17 protein-coding genes and 1 pseudogene are annotated in these 15,779 nt (G+C 66.3%); 9 read left to right on the top strand and 9 right to left on the bottom strand.

Annotated elements, in window-relative coordinates; all coding sequences use genetic code 11:
• Nucleotides 1–6 precede the first annotated feature (6 nt).
• The 4 genes from ACAG24_RS07020 to ACAG24_RS07005 all read left to right on the top strand — a co-directional run bounded on the left by ACAG24_RS07020 (nucleotide 7) and on the right by ACAG24_RS07005 (nucleotide 3,942).
• The gene (locus tag ACAG24_RS07020; protein ID WP_370472515.1) at nucleotides 7–1,215 is read left to right on the top strand and encodes a 5-(carboxyamino)imidazole ribonucleotide synthase; all 1,209 of its coding nucleotides are present in this window, start codon (nucleotides 7–9) and stop codon (nucleotides 1,213–1,215) included.
• The gene (gene purE, locus ACAG24_RS07015; RefSeq protein ID WP_370472516.1) at nucleotides 1,212–1,712 is read left to right on the top strand and encodes a 5-(carboxyamino)imidazole ribonucleotide mutase; all 501 of its coding nucleotides are present in this window, start codon (nucleotides 1,212–1,214) and stop codon (nucleotides 1,710–1,712) included. The genes ACAG24_RS07020 and purE overlap by 4 nt, the downstream gene beginning before the upstream one ends.
• 85 nt (nucleotides 1,713–1,797) lie before the next feature.
• Nucleotides 1,798–3,126, top strand: coding sequence for a UDP-glucose dehydrogenase family protein (locus ACAG24_RS07010; RefSeq protein WP_370472517.1), 1,329 nt, complete (start codon nucleotides 1,798–1,800; stop codon nucleotides 3,124–3,126).
• 114 nt (nucleotides 3,127–3,240) lie between these two features.
• Nucleotides 3,241–3,942 carry a GAF domain-containing protein gene (locus tag ACAG24_RS07005; protein WP_370472518.1) on the top strand — a complete coding sequence of 234 codons (702 nt, stop codon included), beginning with the start codon at nucleotides 3,241–3,243 and terminating at the stop codon, nucleotides 3,940–3,942.
• Between the two features lie 28 nt (nucleotides 3,943–3,970).
• Here the strand turns inward: ACAG24_RS07005 and ACAG24_RS07000 are convergent, their stop codons facing one another.
• From ACAG24_RS07000 to ACAG24_RS06990, 3 genes are all read right to left on the bottom strand, one after another.
• Nucleotides 3,971–4,468 (bottom strand): isoprenylcysteine carboxyl methyltransferase family protein, encoded by a 498-nt coding sequence (locus tag ACAG24_RS07000; RefSeq protein WP_370472519.1) that lies wholly within the window; start codon nucleotides 4,466–4,468, stop codon nucleotides 3,971–3,973.
• A 9-nt stretch (nucleotides 4,469–4,477) separates the two neighbouring features.
• The gene (locus ACAG24_RS06995; RefSeq protein WP_370472520.1) at nucleotides 4,478–5,578 is read right to left on the bottom strand and encodes a type III polyketide synthase; all 1,101 of its coding nucleotides are present in this window, start codon (nucleotides 5,576–5,578) and stop codon (nucleotides 4,478–4,480) included.
• Nucleotides 5,579–5,883: 305 nt separating this feature from the next.
• Nucleotides 5,884–6,075, bottom strand: a complete 192-nt coding sequence (locus ACAG24_RS06990; protein WP_370472521.1) for a hypothetical protein — start codon at nucleotides 6,073–6,075, stop codon at nucleotides 5,884–5,886.
• Between the two features lie 135 nt (nucleotides 6,076–6,210).
• Here ACAG24_RS06990 and ACAG24_RS06985 point away from each other — a divergent pair, with 135 nt between their 5' ends.
• Together ACAG24_RS06985 and ACAG24_RS06980 are read left to right on the top strand one after the other, a co-directional pair.
• Nucleotides 6,211–7,380, top strand: coding sequence for an acyl-CoA dehydrogenase (locus ACAG24_RS06985; RefSeq protein WP_370472522.1), 1,170 nt, complete (start codon nucleotides 6,211–6,213; stop codon nucleotides 7,378–7,380).
• 127 nt (nucleotides 7,381–7,507) lie between these two features.
• Entirely contained in the window at nucleotides 7,508–7,843 is a 336-nt protein-coding gene (locus ACAG24_RS06980; protein ID WP_370472523.1) for a hypothetical protein, read from the top strand.
• Here the strand turns inward: ACAG24_RS06980 and ACAG24_RS06975 are convergent.
• The 5 genes from ACAG24_RS06975 to ACAG24_RS06955 all read right to left on the bottom strand — a co-directional run bounded on the left by ACAG24_RS06975 (nucleotide 7,840) and on the right by ACAG24_RS06955 (nucleotide 11,854).
• The gene (locus tag ACAG24_RS06975; protein ID WP_370472524.1) at nucleotides 7,840–8,631 is read right to left on the bottom strand and encodes a biotin--[acetyl-CoA-carboxylase] ligase; all 792 of its coding nucleotides are present in this window, start codon (nucleotides 8,629–8,631) and stop codon (nucleotides 7,840–7,842) included. The two genes, ACAG24_RS06980 and ACAG24_RS06975, sit on opposite strands and share 4 nt — an antisense overlap.
• A gap of 14 nt (nucleotides 8,632–8,645) precedes the next feature.
• Entirely contained in the window at nucleotides 8,646–8,975 is a 330-nt protein-coding gene (locus tag ACAG24_RS06970; protein ID WP_370472525.1) for a hypothetical protein, read from the bottom strand.
• 246 nt (nucleotides 8,976–9,221) lie between these two features.
• A complete protein-coding gene (locus ACAG24_RS06965; protein WP_370472526.1) occupies nucleotides 9,222–9,548 on the bottom strand; it encodes a hypothetical protein in 327 nt (108 codons plus the stop codon).
• Between the two features lie 109 nt (nucleotides 9,549–9,657).
• Nucleotides 9,658–10,371: a TIGR03089 family protein gene (locus ACAG24_RS06960; protein WP_370472527.1), complete on the bottom strand. Its 714-nt coding sequence runs from the start codon at nucleotides 10,369–10,371 to the stop codon at nucleotides 9,658–9,660.
• 1 nt (nucleotide 10,372) lies between these two features.
• On the bottom strand, nucleotides 10,373–11,854 hold the full coding sequence (locus ACAG24_RS06955; protein WP_370472528.1) for an LCP family protein: 1,482 nt from the start codon (nucleotides 11,852–11,854) through the stop codon (nucleotides 10,373–10,375).
• A 66-nt stretch (nucleotides 11,855–11,920) separates the two neighbouring features.
• Here ACAG24_RS06955 and rfbD point away from each other — a divergent pair, with 66 nt between their 5' ends.
• The 3 genes from rfbD to manB are packed head-to-tail and all read left to right on the top strand — an operon-like array spanning nucleotide 11,921 to nucleotide 14,776.
• Entirely contained in the window at nucleotides 11,921–12,784 is an 864-nt protein-coding gene (gene rfbD, locus ACAG24_RS06950) for a dTDP-4-dehydrorhamnose reductase (RefSeq protein ID WP_370472529.1), read from the top strand.
• A 31-nt stretch (nucleotides 12,785–12,815) separates the two neighbouring features.
• On the top strand, nucleotides 12,816–13,697 hold the full coding sequence (locus ACAG24_RS06945) for a glycosyltransferase family 2 protein (RefSeq protein WP_370472530.1): 882 nt from the start codon (nucleotides 12,816–12,818) through the stop codon (nucleotides 13,695–13,697).
• On the top strand, nucleotides 13,697–14,776 hold the full coding sequence (gene manB / locus ACAG24_RS06940; protein WP_370472531.1) for a mannose-1-phosphate guanylyltransferase ManB: 1,080 nt from the start codon (nucleotides 13,697–13,699) through the stop codon (nucleotides 14,774–14,776). The genes ACAG24_RS06945 and manB overlap by 1 nt, the downstream gene beginning before the upstream one ends.
• Before the next feature lie 55 nt (nucleotides 14,777–14,831).
• Here manB and ACAG24_RS06935 read toward each other — a convergent pair.
• A pseudogene (locus ACAG24_RS06935) lies at nucleotides 14,832–15,700 on the bottom strand (endonuclease domain-containing protein).
• Nucleotides 15,701–15,779 lie beyond the last annotated feature (79 nt).

Here is a 15,779-nt window from a genome sequence, read left to right as displayed (position 1 = left end):
GACACGATGTATGCCGTGTCAAGACGCTCTGCCTCGCCACCCGTCGTCGCCATGATCGGCGGCGGTCAACTCGCCCGCATGACAGCCCAGGCCGCTATCGCCCTCGGTCAGACGCTGCGTGTCCTGGCCATCCGTAGCGATGAATCGGCAGCCCAGGTAACCCCCGACGTCGTCCTCGGCTCGCACACTGACCTGGACGCTCTGCGCCGCGTCGCCGACGGTGCCACCGCGTTCACCTTCGATCACGAACACGTCCCCACCGACCTGCTCGCGAAACTGGTCGCTGACGGCGTCAACGTTGCACCGCCCCCCAAGGCGCTGGTGCACGCCCAGGACAAGCTCGTCATGCGCCGCCGCCTGTCCGAGCTCGGCGCGCCCATGCCGCGCTTCGCGGAAGTGAAGTCAGTCGGGGACGCCGTCGCGTTCGCCCGTGACATTGGCGGACCGGTGGTCATCAAGACGGTCCGTGGTGGCTACGACGGCCGCGGCGTGATCATGGCCGACACCGTCGATGAGACGAGGGAAATCGTCGAGCGATACCTGGGCGACGGCGTGCCCGTGATGATCGAGGAGCGGGTCGCGATGCGTCGCGAGTTGGCCGCGCTGGTCGCCCGCTCGCCGTTCGGCCAAGGCGCGGCATGGCCCGTGGTCGAGACGGTGCAACGCGACGGCATCTGCGTCACCGTGATCGCCCCCGCGCAGGATCTGTCCGAAGAACTCGGTTCTGCGGCATCAGAGTTGGCGCTTCGAGTGGCCTCGGCGCTAGGTGTCGTCGGCGTCCTCGCCGTCGAACTGTTCGAGACGGTCGACGGCGGCCTCATCGTCAACGAACTGGCAATGCGGCCACACAACTCCGGGCACTGGACCATGGACGGCGCGCGCACGAGTCAGTTCGAGCAGCACCTGCGTGCGGTGCTGGACTACCCGCTCGGTGACACGTCGGCGCTGGCGCCGACTGTGATGGGCAACGTGCTCGGCGCCCCCGAAACGCCGTCGATGTCGATGGACGAGCGGGTGCACCACCTCTTCGCACGCATGCCCGACGCCAAGGTGCACCTCTACGGCAAAGAGGAGCGGCCGGGCCGAAAGATCGGGCACGTCAACATCCTCGGCGGCACATCGGAGTCGGTGGAGTCCCTGCGTGAGCGGGCGGAGCGGGCGGCACACTGGTTGTCGCACGCACAGTGGACCGACGGATGGGATCCTCACGCATGAGCGCTCGGGTGGGCTTGATCATGGGCAGCGACAGCGACTGGCCGGTGATGTCAGAGGCCGCCGAAGCGATGGCGGAGTTCGAGGTTCCATTCGAAGTCGGCGTGGTGTCGGCCCACCGCACCCCGGGCCGCATGCTCGCTTACGCCCAGGAGGCTGCCGGACGCGGCATCGACGTGATCATCGCCGGCGCCGGCGGCGCCGCCCACCTGCCGGGCATGGTCGCCTCGGCGACACCGCTGCCCGTCATCGGCGTGCCGGTGCCGCTGGCACGACTGGACGGGATGGATTCGCTGCTCTCGATCGTCCAGATGCCCGCGGGCGTGCCCGTGGCGACGGTGTCGATCGGTGGCGCACGCAACGCAGGACTGCTGGCTGTCCGCATCCTGGGCGCGTCGGACAAAGCTCTGCGGGACCGGATGGTGTCGTTTCAGGCATCGCTCGAGCAGATGGTGTTGCAGAAAGACGAGGCGCTGCGACAACGACTCCTGGGGGAGTAGGCGCGCGGCGGCTTGGCGGCCGCTAACTGCGACGCAAGTGACTGTCCGCATTTAGGATGACGCGGGGTTAATCAGGAGGGGAATTATGGGTCGTCAAATTGCGGTGTTTGGTACGGGATACCTCGGGGCTACGCATGCCGCATGCATGGCCGAGCTGGGACATGACGTTCTCGGTGTCGACGTCGACGAAGCGAAGCTGGCGAAACTCGCCGCCGGGGAATTGCCGTTCTTTGAACCAGGGCTGCCAGAAGTGTTGCAACGCAACATCGAAGCCGGGCGGCTGCGCTTCACGACGTCCTATCAAGAGGCGGCTGATTTCGCCGATGTGCATTTCATCGCCGTCGGGACGCCCCAGAAGCACGGCGAGCTGGCTGCCGATCTGCGCTACGTCGACGCGGTGGTCGAATCGTTGGCGCCGTTGCTTCGCCGTCCTTCGGTCATCTTCGGTAAGTCGACAGTGCCGGCTGGCACCGCGGCGCGGTTGAGCACCCGGGCTCGCGAATTGGCACCCGACGACGCGTTCGCCGAGCTTGCCTGGAACCCGGAATTTCTGCGCGAGGGTTACGCAGTCAAGGACACGCTCCACCCCGACCGCATCGTGCTCGGAGTCGATTCCACCCGCAAAGGGAATGCAGAAGTCGTCGCGCGTGAGGTCTACGCGGCGCTGCTGGAAGAGGAGATCCCCTTCCTCGTCACCGATCTTCCGACCGCTGAGCTTGTCAAGACGTCGGCGAACGCGTTTCTGGCAACCAAGATCTCGTTCATCAATGCCATCGCCGAAATCTGCGAGGCGACAGGAGCCGATGTCTCCGTCTTGGCCGACGCGATCGGACACGATGCGCGCATCGGTCGACGATTTCTCAACGCGGGCATCGGTTTTGGTGGCGGATGCCTGCCGAAAGACATTCGCGCGTTCATCGCCCGGGCGGGGGAGCTCGGGGCGAGCCAAGCCTTTTCGCTGTTGCGCGAAGTCGACAGCATCAACATGCGTCGTCGCAACAAAATGGTGGAACTAGCGCGGGAGGCTGCCGGGGGGTCTCTAGTCGGCGCAAGGGTGGCCGTGCTTGGCGCCGCATTCAAGCCGGACTCCGACGATGTCCGCGACTCTCCTGCGCTGAACATCGCCGGACAGATCCAGCTTCAGGGCGCGGCGGTCAGCGTGTATGACCCCGAAGCCATGGAAAATGCGCGCCAACTCTTTCCCACGTTGGAGTATGCCTCTGATGTGCCCACCGCCTGTGCCGGTGCGGACGTGGTGATGATCTTGACTGAGTGGAAGCAGTTCACGGGGCTGGACCCCATTGAGCTTGCCAAGTGCGTTCGGCAGCCGACGATCATCGACGGAAGAAATTGCCTGATGCCGAAGGCGTGGCGCAACGCCGGCTGGACGTATCGGGGAATCGGAAGGCCCTAGTACTAGGGCCCGGATGCAGTTCTGGCGTAGGTCGCGGCCGCGTCAATAGTGCGTTTGAACTGCTGTTTCAGTTAGAGATGTGTACATCTGGCGAATATTGGCTACCGTGTATTGGTGTCCATTTCGCTGCCAGGCTTCGACAACTGGCTCACCGAGCGGCTGGAAGAGTGCGCCGACGACTCGGGTGAACGCGTCGACATCTATGTAGCTCGCGCGGTCGCCGCGCAGATGATCAGCGACTGCGAGCGCACCCACGGCGCCTCGGCCGGAAAATTGAAGGCACGTCTGTCCCAGTCGGGACTGTCCGGCGAGACCGTCGCCGACGGAATCTCGTCGGTACTCAGCGACCTGCGCCGTTTGCAGGCCCTGCAGTCCACCGGCCTGGCGGACATGTCTCCGGAACCCGCCTACTCGCGGCTCGCATTCACCGCAGCGGATGCGCTCGGCGCGCCCGCTGCGGCCGTCGTCTTGGTCGGTGCCGACCGTCAGTTCGTCAAAGGCATTCACGGATTCGATTCGACTTCGCTCCCGACCCATCTCGACGGTCTCGAAGAGTCGTTCGACAAGTATGTCGTCGCGAACGGTTCGCTGGTCCGGGTCGACGACGCCCGGCAGCATCCCCTTTTCAAGCGGTACTCGGTCGTCACCGAGGGGCACGTCACCGCTTACCTTGGTGTGCCGCTCATCGACCGGGCAGGCAATGCCGTCGGCGCGCTGAGCGTGTCGGACAGCGCGCCACGGCAATGGAGCCCCGGCCACATCCAGGTTCTGGAAGATCTCGCAGGGGTGGCCACATTACGGATATTCGCCGCCTGAAGCTGTTCGACCGCAACGACTTTCACGCCTAGTAACCCAATGCCCGGTTCTCGGTTCGAATCCTGACACCGAGAAGCACCGCATCGGCAATGCTGAACGCGATCGCCGTCAGCCACGCTGAGTGGACGAGCGCGACCGCCGGGACCTCGACCGCCACCGCCGCATAGTTCGGATGGTGCAACCACCGATACGGGCCTCTGGTCACCAGAGGCGCGTCCGGGACCACGATAACTCGCGAATTCCACTGTTTTCCCAGCGCCGCCGCACACCACCACCGGACTCCGGTGCTTGCACCCACCATGGCCACCATCGGCCAGCCCAGCCACGCTATGAACGGGCGACGGAGCAAAGCGACCTCGGCCGCGCACGAAACCAGCAGCAGCGCATGCATACTCACCATCACCGGGTAATGGCCGCGACCGTACTCCCGGCCCCCGCGAGTGAGCGCCCAGGACGAGTTCCGTCGTGCGATGACCAGTTCTGCCACCCGCTGGAGGCCGATGGAGAGGACGAACACGAAGTACACCCGGCCGGCCTACCAACTCAACAGAAGCAGCTCGAAGCTGAAACCGGGCCCCATCGCCAGCATTACACCGAGCGAGCCTGCCGGCGGCGGTTCCGCCGTCGTCCTGGCGAGGACATCGAGGACCGACGCCGACGAGAGGTTGCCGTGCGCACTCATCGACTCCCGACTGTGCCGCAGCGCTTCGTGGGGCAGACGCAGGGCGTCGCCGACGGCGTCGAGCACCTTCGGTCCGCCCGGGTGACACACCCACGTCGAAATGTCCTGCGTGCCCAGACCATGGTCGGCAAGGAACCCATCGACAGCGTCGGCGAGGTGCTCCTGCGCCATGCGAGGGACGTCTCGGGACATGACCAATTGGAAGCCGTTCGAGCCGACGTTCCATCCCATGACATCGACGGTGTCAGGGAACAGCGTGCTCCGGGTGGCGACGATGCGAGGCGCCCGATGCGGGGTCGCCGGACGGCGTTCGTCGCCGACCACCGCCACTGCCGCCGCGCCGTCGCCGAACAGACACAACCCGATCAGCGCCGGTATCGACGTGTCCTGCCGCTGCATCGTCAAGGAACACAGTTCGACCGACAGAAGCACGGCGACGTGGTCAGGGAATCCACGAAGATAGTCGTGCGCGCGCGCCAGGCCCGCGGCTCCGGCCACACATCCGAGGCCGAAGATGGGGACGCGCTTGACGTCCGGCCGAAGCCCGAGCCTGCCGGAGATCCTGGCGTCGAGGGTCGGCACTGCCACCCCGGTGCTGGACACGGTGAAGATCGCGTCGACGTCGGCTGCCTCGAGATGCGCCGCCGCCAGCGCGGAGCGCACGGCCCGCTCGCCCAGCTCGGCGGCCACCCGGAGGTACGCCGCATTGGCGTCGGTGAACCCCGTGAGCTCGGGATAGCGGTCCATCGGCAGCGCGAGATTGCGGTGCTCGACGCCGCTGGTGCGCGCGAACCGCGCAAAGGACGGTCCGGTGAACTCGGTCAGGGCCCGCGCCACTTCGTCCTGGCTGTACTCGTGGTCGGTGAAGGCCACCGCTGTTCCCGCGATGTGCGGGGCGCCCGGAGAGCGCAGAGGAGGCCGGTAATCGGGTGCGAGAAATGAGGTGTCAGTCATGCCCGGATAAACGGCGCGGCACCGACGTTCTATGCGAGTGTTCGTGCCTTCGTGAATTTCTCCACAGACAGGTGCAGAGGCGTCCTCGCGGCGTATAAGGGCAGATCAACAGCTGTTTCTGTGAGCCCGCCGAGAAACGGAAATGCGTGAAGGTTGGCTAGGGCTCGTGGCTGTGCCCGGCGCCACCCGGGCGACGTTGCTTGGCAAACGCAGTGACGCACATGACAATTCGATGTGATTGCGCTGGAAAATAATGTGTGTGCGATCGATCACACCGATCGCGACGACGCGGTCGCGACCGAGGGTCAGGACGCCTTGAGCACGATGACCGGAGCCGTGTTCTGAACGGGCGCCGCAGCTTGGATGTGGCCTGTTTGTGCCGCATGGATGCCTGCGTCGACAACCGCTGATCCGCGTGCGATGCGCGGAGTAGCGTGCCAGCCACATTCGCAATGCGCGGTACGGCGGAAGGCCTTGCCCTCGATGTACACCTGCATGTGTGTGAACGTACCCAGAGACCCTGAGCGCGAACCACTCCCTGGGCTGAGGTTTGGCTGAGATATGCCCGACCCCGGACTTCGCGTCGGGCCCCGATCGCGCTAAAGTTACCGACGAGTAGCAAGGAGATGAAGATGGCTAGTTGGGCCGGAGACCCCTCGTTCGATCTCTTCCAGTTGCCGGAGGAGCATCAGGAGCTGCGCGCAGCGATCCGCGCGCTCGCCGAGAAAGAGATCGCGCCGCACGCCGCCGACGTCGACGAGAACGCGCGCTTCCCGCAGGAAGCGTTGGACGCGCTGGTGGCCAACGGCTTCAACGCCGTCCACGTGCCCGAGGAGTACGACGGCCAGGGCGCCGATTCGGTTGCGGCGTGCATCGTGATCGAAGAGGTCGCCCGCGTCGACGCCTCGGCCTCCTTGATTCCCGCGGTCAACAAGCTGGGGACGATGGGACTGATCCTGCGCGGTTCCGACGAACTGAAGAAGAAGGTGCTTCCGTCGCTGGCCTCGGGCGAGGCAATGGCGTCCTACGCGCTTTCTGAGCGCGAGGCGGGCAGCGACGCCGCCTCCATGCGCACCCGGGCCAAGGCCGACGGCGACGACTGGATCCTCAACGGCGCCAAATGCTGGATCACCAACGGCGGCAAGTCGGCGTGGTACACCGTCATGGCCGTCACCGATCCCGACAAGGGCGCCAACGGCATCTCGGCATTCATGGTCCACCTCGACGACGAGGGATTCACGATCGGACCCAAGGAACGCAAGCTCGGCATCAAGGGTTCACCCACGACGGAGCTCTACTTCGAGAACTGCCGCATCCCCGGCGACCGGATCATCGGTGAGCCGGGTACCGGGTTCAAGACCGCGCTCGCCACGCTGGACCACACCCGCCCCACCATCGGCGCCCAGGCTGTCGGTATCGCGCAGGGCGCGCTGGACGCCGCGATCGAATACACCAAGGACCGCAAGCAATTCGGTAAGTCGATCAGCGACTTCCAGGCCGTGCAGTTCATGCTTGCCGACATGGCGATGAAGGTCGAGGCCGCTCGCCTGATGGTGTACTCGGCAGCGGCGCGCGCCGAGCGCGGCGAGGGCAACCTCGGGTTCATCTCGGCAGCCTCGAAGTGTCTGGCGTCCGATGTCGCGATGGAGGTCACCACCGACGCGGTGCAGCTGTTCGGCGGCGCCGGCTACACCATCGACTTCCCGGTCGAGCGAATGATGCGCGATGCCAAGATCACTCAGATCTACGAGGGCACCAACCAGATTCAGCGCGTGGTGATGAGCCGCGCCCTGCTGAAGTAGGCCTGCCGCGAAATATCATTCCGGGCTGTGGTCGCGGGGGTGAGCACAGCCGTGGCTTAACGCTGGCGAACAGGGCGACAAATGACTGCCGGCCTACTGTCGAATCGCCGCCGATAGGCTAGGGCGCATGGCGTCCGACGATCTCGAACCGCGGGTTGAGGCCCTCGAGGAGCAGGTGCGAGATCTGACCGCGCGGGTACGGGCAACGGAGCATGATGCGGCAGCGGCCCGAGTCCTTGCCGGTGGCGCCGATCGCGACGTCGGCGAGATTCGGGGCGAGCTTCGCGATTTTCGACAGGCGACGGCGACGAGTTTCAATGCGACGCGGCAGGACTTCGTCGATCTGCGTGATCAACTAGACCGTGGCTTCGCCGAAATACGCGGCAAGCTGGACGCCGCCGCGGCGGGACAACAACAAATTGTCGACCTTATCTACACGGTCATCGACAAGCCGACGAGCTAAGCCTCCGCCGGCCGCAGATGGGTGATGTCGCCCGCCGAGACCGTCACCGTCGTCCCCGCGTCGTCGATCAGCAGGCGGCCTGAGTCGTCGATACCCGTTGCGACACCGATGATTTCGGAGTCCCCGGGCAGTGACGCGCGGACGCGCGTGCCGATCGTCGTGCTGATGCTGCGGTAGTCGGCGGCCAGTCCGGGATCCCCTGCGCGCCACCGCCCGAGGCGGTCGTGCAAGGCGTGAAGGAGCGAACCGGCCAGCTCCGTCCGGTCTGCGTCATGCCCCAGCATCAACAGGGACACCGCCTTCGGGTCGGGGAGTTCGTCGTCGCGCAGGCTCACGTTGAGACCGAGGCCGACGACGATGACCGGCGCGGAAACCTCGGCGAGAATGCCCGCCAGTTTTCCCGTTCCGACGAGAACGTCGTTGGGCCATTTCACCCCCGCATCGACTCCGAATTGCTCGCGCACAGTGCTCGCGACGGCGAGACCGGTCAGCAGCGGTAACCAACCCCACCCGGCCGGCGGGACGCCGCTCGTGTCGACGCCGACGGACATCGAGATCTGAGACCTCGGCGGGGCCGACCACGACCGGCCGTGACGGCCCCGTCCTGCGCTCTGAAACTCGGCGAGCAGGACGGCTCCGGCGATGTCGTCGCCGTTGGCCGCCCGCGCGATGAGGTCGGCATTCGTCGACCCGGTTTCCTCGACGACGTCGACGCGACGCCAGTCGGTTCCGGCGGTCGCCGTGCGCAGGGCCTCGACGTCGAGGGCTGGGCGAGTGGGTGTGGTCACGTCGCCGAGGCTAGTCAGGTCTGTGCGGAGGCCTCGGCCGGGGCGATCGACTCGATCTGCTGCGCCGCTTCGGCGTGGCGAGCCACCGCACGGTTGAGGTGTTCGACCCCCCGGACCAGCGACACCATCGCCAGGAGGGCCCACATGTTTCCGAACGCCCACTCCCACGTGGTGGCGTGCGGGGCGGTGTACAGCCAATACGCAGCGACCGCAACCAGTGAATATCCGCAAAGAACGTAGAAGCGGCCGATGTCGCTGGCTTGCCATCCCGGGTGACGACGGTGGTGTCGATGCCACAGGAGAAGCGCCGCGACGATCGCCACGGCGACGAAGGTCGACTCCATTGACGGCCCCTTGGTGCTAGCCCCTCTTTTCGAGGCTGAGTTTTGCCAGAACTGGAGTCAACTGACGCGAAAACGAAAGCGTACGGTGACGACAAGAACGGCCTGGTGGCTAAACGATAAGGTCATCGCGGCATTTCCGTCAACAAAGACATGATGGCGCGTTGCGCTGCATTGCTCAATGACATTCGCCAGACCGGCGCATATGTGTCGTTTTTTGGCTTGCGGGGCTGATGTGACGATTGGTGGCTAGTACCGGAGGGTGCCGGTGGCCGGTTCGATCGATTCGATCTGAGCCGCCACCTCGGCGTGGTCGGCCGCCACCCGCTTGAGGGCGCTCAGCCCCGCAGCGAACGACGCGGCCGCAACCAGGGACCACGCACAGCCGACAGCCCATTCCCACGCCGTGATGGTTGGTGCCGAGGTCAACCAGTACGCCGCGAAGGCGGCCGTCGGGTATCCCAGCAGAATGTAGGTCCGACCGACGGCACTGGCCGTCCAGCCGGCGTGGCGACGGACCCGCAGGTGCAGCACACCCAAACTGGCCATGAGTGCGATCGCGATGAACGACGACATTCGCGGACCTCCTAGCACCGGACCCGACTTCGCCATACGGACAGTCAGCCGTAGTTAGCAGTGTGCTCGATAATCCTTAGAACAGCGTGTGGCCACGGAAACGATATGGTCACAGTGCCGTTCGCGTTAATTTCTCCATCTCGCGCCTGCGGTCCTGCAGGGTGGGATCAGGATTTGCCACCTGAACCAAAGACGCGCCGACCGCATAGAGCGCCAGCAGTCGGTCGATGACATCTCCCGCGCTCTCCCACGGCGCCAGCGACATCACCCGGTCCGCCCCGGTGATCCCCTGAGCCTCCGCCGATTCCCGCGCCGCGGCCAGGACGTCGTCGGCCGACCTGCCGTCCAGTGCCGGGCCAGGGTGCCGTTCCGGCACGATCTGATCGCCGTGCACGCGCACCGCCGTCGCATAGTCCGTCAGGCCGACGGCAAGGTCGGGGACGGGCTTGCCGAACGGATCCAACGAGAGCACCGCAATCTCGCCCATGCCCACCGCCGCATCGGCCGCGTCGTCGATGCGGTTGGCGGTGCACAAGGCGATGTCGCCCTCCCCGCTGTAGACGACCTCGGCCCCGATCCACCAGATGCCGAACAGCACCGCGGCGGTCTGCCAATGCGCGGGCAGCAGCACCGCCACGCGGCTGCCGGGCGTCGCGCCGAGCTCGTCGCGCAGCAAATTGCCGGTCTTGGCCGCCCAGTTCGCGAGCGTCGCCGTCGACAACTCGATGCGCTCGCCGGTGGCGTCGTCGTAGTAGGTGATGCGCGGCCCGGCCGGGTTGGCGGCCATCAGCGGATCGAGGATCGCGGAGCTGACGTTCGTCACGTCAGTTGACGCACTCGGGGTCGTTCGACCCGGCCGTGATGATTGGGGAGGGCGGGGGCACCATCTCGCCGTCGCCGGAAACCACACCCGAGGCGCTCGGGTCCGCGCCCATCAGCGTCACATCCGAACCGTCCAATCCCGAACCGGGCCCGGTGTAATCGGCCGAGAGCACCACACGCACCGAACCCTCGGGGATCGACCCATCTTCGACAACCGGAAGGCCGCCCAGCTCCAGTGCGACGGCCTGGGCGCCCATGTCGTCGGACTTCGCGGCCTGCACCTGGCTGTTGTCCACCTTGGTGCCCTCGTTGTTGCCCACGTTGCCCTGGGTAAAGCCCTTGCCTGCCAACACATGTGCCACCGCGGCGGCCAAACCGTTGACGTCGCTGTCGTTGACGACCTCGACGGTGGTCTTGTCGTTGCTGTAGGCGAGCTCCTCGGTCTTGCCCTCGTCCTGGTCGTGCAGCAGGCTGGTCACCCAATCCTTGACCTCGGTCGGGTCGACGCGGACCACACTCTGCATCCCGTCGTCGCTCCAGCCCGCCTCCTCCAGGATCGGGATGGTCGCGAACGCGACGTTGCCCGCCGCCAGCTTCTGCAGCTGCTCGACGAAATCCATGATGTCCCAGCCCTCGGAGAGCACCACCGAACGCTGCACCGCCGCTTCGAGATTGCCCAGCGTGGAGGGGCTCGACAGCGTCTTGCTGGAGATCACCTCGTGCGCCATCGACGCCATCACCGCCTGCTGGCGGGTGACGCGATCCAGGTCGCCGCGGGGGAGGTCGTGACGCTGACGCACGAAGCTCAAAGCCTGCGCGCCGTTGAGCTTCTGCCAGCCGGCCGGGAAGTCCGCGCCCGAAAGGGGTTCGTAGACAGCGTTGTTGAGGCAGACGTTGACGCCGCCCAATGCGTCGGTGATCAGTGCGAACCCCAGTAACCCGATCTCGGCGTAATGGTCGACGGTGACACCCGTCAGGTTGGCGACGGTCTTGATCAGCTCTTCGCGCCCAGCCGCCTGCGCCTCCGGTTCGGCCTCTGTCGGGTCCACTCCCTGCTGCTCGACGAGTTCTTTCATCTCCTCGAGATGCACCGATCCGTACACGCCGTTGATCTTCATCTTCCCGATCCCTGGCGCCTCGACGTAGGAGTCACGGGGAATCGAGATGGCCGTCGCCGACCTCCCGTTGTTGGGGATACGGATCAGGATGATCGTGTCGGTGTTGGTGGAGACCTCGTCGCCGGCGCGCAGCATCGCGCGCTCCTCGTCGGTCAGCGGATTGCCGTGCGCGTCGGTGCGGCTGTCGGCGCCGACGAGCAGGATGTCGATCGCGCCGTCCTCCCCGCCGCCACCCAGGGCGATCGGGTTGATGTGGTTGATGCCGGCCTCGAACGAGCGGATCTTGCCCCACGCGACGCCGGTGCCGATGACGACGGCCACTGCCAACGCCACGGAGACAGCGCGGATCACATGAGCGGCAGGCATTTGCCCAGGCTACTTGCGACCGGCCCGCAATCCGCGGAGCGCAGACCGGCGTGCCAAACTCGTGATGTGAGCGGCCGAATCGTGATTTCCGGCGCCGGCGGGCTGGTCGGGCGCGTGTTGGCAGGTCAGGCGCGTGCCGCCGGACGGGACGTGGTGGCGCTCACATCTTCCGAATGGGACATCACCGACCCGTCGTCCGCCGAGCGTTTCGTCGCCGACGGCGACGTCGTCGTGAACTGCGCCGCCTTCACCAAGGTGGACGCCGCCGAAGCCGAACCCGAACGGGCCCGCGCCGTCAACGTCGTCGGCGCCGAGAACGTCGCGCGGGCCTGCGTCCGGGCCGGCGCCTCGCTGATCCACCTCTCCACCGACTACGTCTTCAACGGCGTCTTCGACGGCGAGCCCCGTCCGTACGAGATCGACGACCCGACGGGGCCGCTGTCGGTGTACGGACGCACCAAGCTCGCCGGCGAACTGGCGGTGCTCGACGCGATGCCCGATGCGCACGTCGTGCGCACCGCGTGGATCTACGAAGGGGCCGACGGCTCCGACTTCGCCGCGGTGATGCGTCGCGCCGCCGCAGACGGCGGCACCGTCGAGGTCGTGGCCGACCAGATCGGCACCCCGACCTACGTCGGCGACCTGTGCGCGGCACTGCTGCAGATCGCCGACGGGTCGATCCAGGCGCCGGTGCTGCACGCCGCCAACGACGGAGGCGCCAGCCGCTTCGAGCAGGCCCAGGCGATCTTCGCCGAACTCGGTGAAGACCCCGACCGGGTACGCCCCGTCGGCAGCGACAAGCATCCGCGCCCCGCGCCGCGCCCGCCCTATTCCGTGCTGTCGTCGGTCAAATCGGCGGCCGCGGGCCTGACCCCGTTGCGCCCATGGCGCGAAGCGTTGGCTGAGGCGCTCGCCACAGCAGGCGGGTAGTTACTCTCTACGCCGTGACGGTGATGCCTACGTGAGCGACGAACTGTTTGTCGTGACGGTGACGTACTCGCCCGGCGCGCACCTGGATCGGTTCCTGGCCACCCTGGCGCACGCGACCGACCGGCCGGTGACCGTCATCATGGCCGACAACGGTTCCACCGACGGCGCACCCGAAGAAGCTGTCGAGCGCTATTCCAATGCCCGACTGTTCCGCACCGGTGGCAACCTCGGATACGGCACCGCGGTCAACCGGGCCGTCGCCGAATATGGACTGACCTCCTGCTCGGACTTCTTCATCGTCGCCAACCCCGACGTGCAGTGGGGGCCCCACAGCATCGACCAACTCCTGGAGGCTGCGGCGCGATGGCCGCGTGCGGGGTCATTGGGGCCGTTGATCCGCGACCCCGACGGCACGGTCTACCCGTCCGCGCGCCACCTGCCGTCGATCGTGCGCGGCGGCATGCACGCCGTCGTCGGACCGGTCTGGAAGTCCAATCCGTGGACCGCGGCCTACCGCCAGGAGCGCACCGATCCCAGCGAACGCGCTGTCGGTTGGTTGTCCGGATCGTGCCTGTTGCTGCGCGGATCTGCTTACGCCGCGATCACGGGATTCGACGAACGCTACTTCATGTACATGGAAGACGTCGACCTGGGAGATCGTCTCACTAAAGCCGGCTGGCAGAACGTGTACGTGCCCTCGGCGGAGGTTTTGCACGCCAAAGGGCATGCCACGGGTCGGGATCCGGCCCGCAACCTCGCTGCCCATCATGTGAGCACCTACACTTTTCTCGCCGATCGGTACCCGAAGCGGTGGCAGGCGCCGCTACGCTGGGCGTTCCGGGGGGCACTGGGGGCACGGGCCAACCTCGTCGTCCGGAATTCACGTCGGAAGCGGGCGAAAGGGCAGGGCTGATGGTCAATCCAGCCGAGGTCGATGCTGTCGTTCTGGTCGGCGGGATGGGCACACGCCTACGCCCCTTGACTCTGTCTGCACCCAAACCCATGCTGCCCACCGCCGGGCTGCCGTTCCTGACGCACCTGCTGTCGCGCATCGCCGCGGCGGGCATCGAGCACGTCGTCATGGGCACGTCGTACAAGGCGGCGGTGTTCGAGCAGGAGTTCGGTGACGGATCCAAGCTCGGTCTGCAGATCGACTACGTCGTCGAGGACGAACCGCTGGGCACCGGCGGCGGCATCGCCAACGTGGCCTCGAAGTTACGGCACGACACCGCAGTCGTTTTCAACGGCGACGTGCTGTCCGGATGCGACCTCGGTGCACTGCTCGACTCGCACGGCGAGCGTGACGCCGACGTCACGCTGCACCTGGTGCGCGTCGGCGACCCTCGCGCCTTCGGTTGTGTGCCAACGGATTCCGACGGAGTGGTGACGGCCTTCCTGGAGAAGACGCAAGACCCGCCGACCGACCAGATCAACGCCGGCTGCTACGTCTTCAAACGCGAGGTGATCGACGCGATCCCGACAGGCCGGGCGCTGTCGGTGGAACGCGAGATCTTCCCGGGTCTGCTGTCCGACGGAAAACGCGTGTGCGGCTACGTCGACGCCACGTACTGGCGGGACATGGGAACCCCCGAGGACTTCGTGCGCGGGTCTGCGGATCTGGTGCGCGGCATCGCACCGTCGCCGGCGCTGACGCATCAACGCGGCGAGAAGCTGGTGCACGACGGCGCCTCCGTCGCTCCCGGCGCGCTTCTGATCGGTGGCACGGTGGTCGGCCGCGGCGCCGAGGTCGCGGGCGGCGCCCGTCTCGACGGCGCGGTGATCTTCGACGGCGTGAAAATCGGTGCGGGCGCGGTGATCGAGCGATCGATCATCGGCTTCGGTGCCCACATCGGCCCGCGGGCGCTGATCCGCGACGGCGTGATCGGCGATGGCGCCGACATCGGCGCGCGCTGCGAGCTGCTCCGCGGTGCGCGCGTGTGGCCGGGCATCTCGATTCCGGACGGCGGCATCCGGTTCTCGACGGACCTCTGAGCTTTTCCCGCGGAGTCTCGGCCGCGCTGGGCCGCGAAATATCATTCCGGGTCGCTCATGCGATCCTTTTCGCAGCCATGGCTTCACTCTCGCGGAGTTCGAAGGCTCGCCTGATCCGAGCTCCGACTTCGAGCGGGTGATCGCCCTTCATCACACGGATGACTATCCAGTCCAGTGCTTCCAACCGCCGTAATCGAATGGCATCCCAGCGATATTGGCTGTCGTCCGTGCGATGTTGCTCACCGTCGTACTCGACGGCGATCCTGAGGTCTGGCCAACCCATGTCCAGCCTCGCGAATGGATGAGCCGCGTCATCGACTACGGGAATCTGGGTTGCCGGCCGCGGGAACCCCTGGTCGATGAGGATGAGGCGCCACCTCGTTTCCTGCGGCGATTCAGCACCCGCGTCCATTAGACCGACCGCCTCGCGGCATCGTCGTACTCCTTTGGTGCCCTTGTATCGATAGGTGAGTTCGAGAACCTCGGCCGCCTGGACACCGGTGGCCCGAGCCAGTGCATCCAGATGGGCGACCGCTTCACCGCGTTTGAGTCGCCTGCCGAGGTCGAGCCCCGTCCGCGCTGGGGTCGTGACGAACATGCCGTTGATGCGCGTGATTCGCCCGGCGGAATGCGCTCGCGCCTGGAGAGAATGCCGTCCGGCGGATTGCTGTTCAACCACAGAATCTCAACGGGAGCCCGGTCGTCGACCCATCGCGCACCGTGCAGGGCGGCCGCGGCCCGCCCCGTGATAACGCCTCTGCGGTGCGACCACAGAAAGGCGCCCTCGGTACGCACCGCGAGCGTCGGTTCCACGCCCTTCGGAAGGTAGATGTCCGGATAGATCACGCGGTAGTTCCATCGGAGCTGCCCGCGAGTCAACGCACCGGACAAAATGGCATCCGACCCCACAACGACTCTCCCCATACGAAGAGCATGCAGTCATCGGCCGCGTCCACGGCGAGCGTTAAGCCAGGGCTGTGGATAACCCTATTTCAGCAGCCCG

The sequence above is a fragment of the Mycobacterium bulgaricum genome (assembly GCF_041287165.2).
Taxonomy (GTDB): domain Bacteria; phylum Actinomycetota; class Actinomycetes; order Mycobacteriales; family Mycobacteriaceae; genus Mycobacterium; species Mycobacterium bulgaricum.
This window is presented reverse-complemented; position numbering and strand designations above follow the sequence as displayed.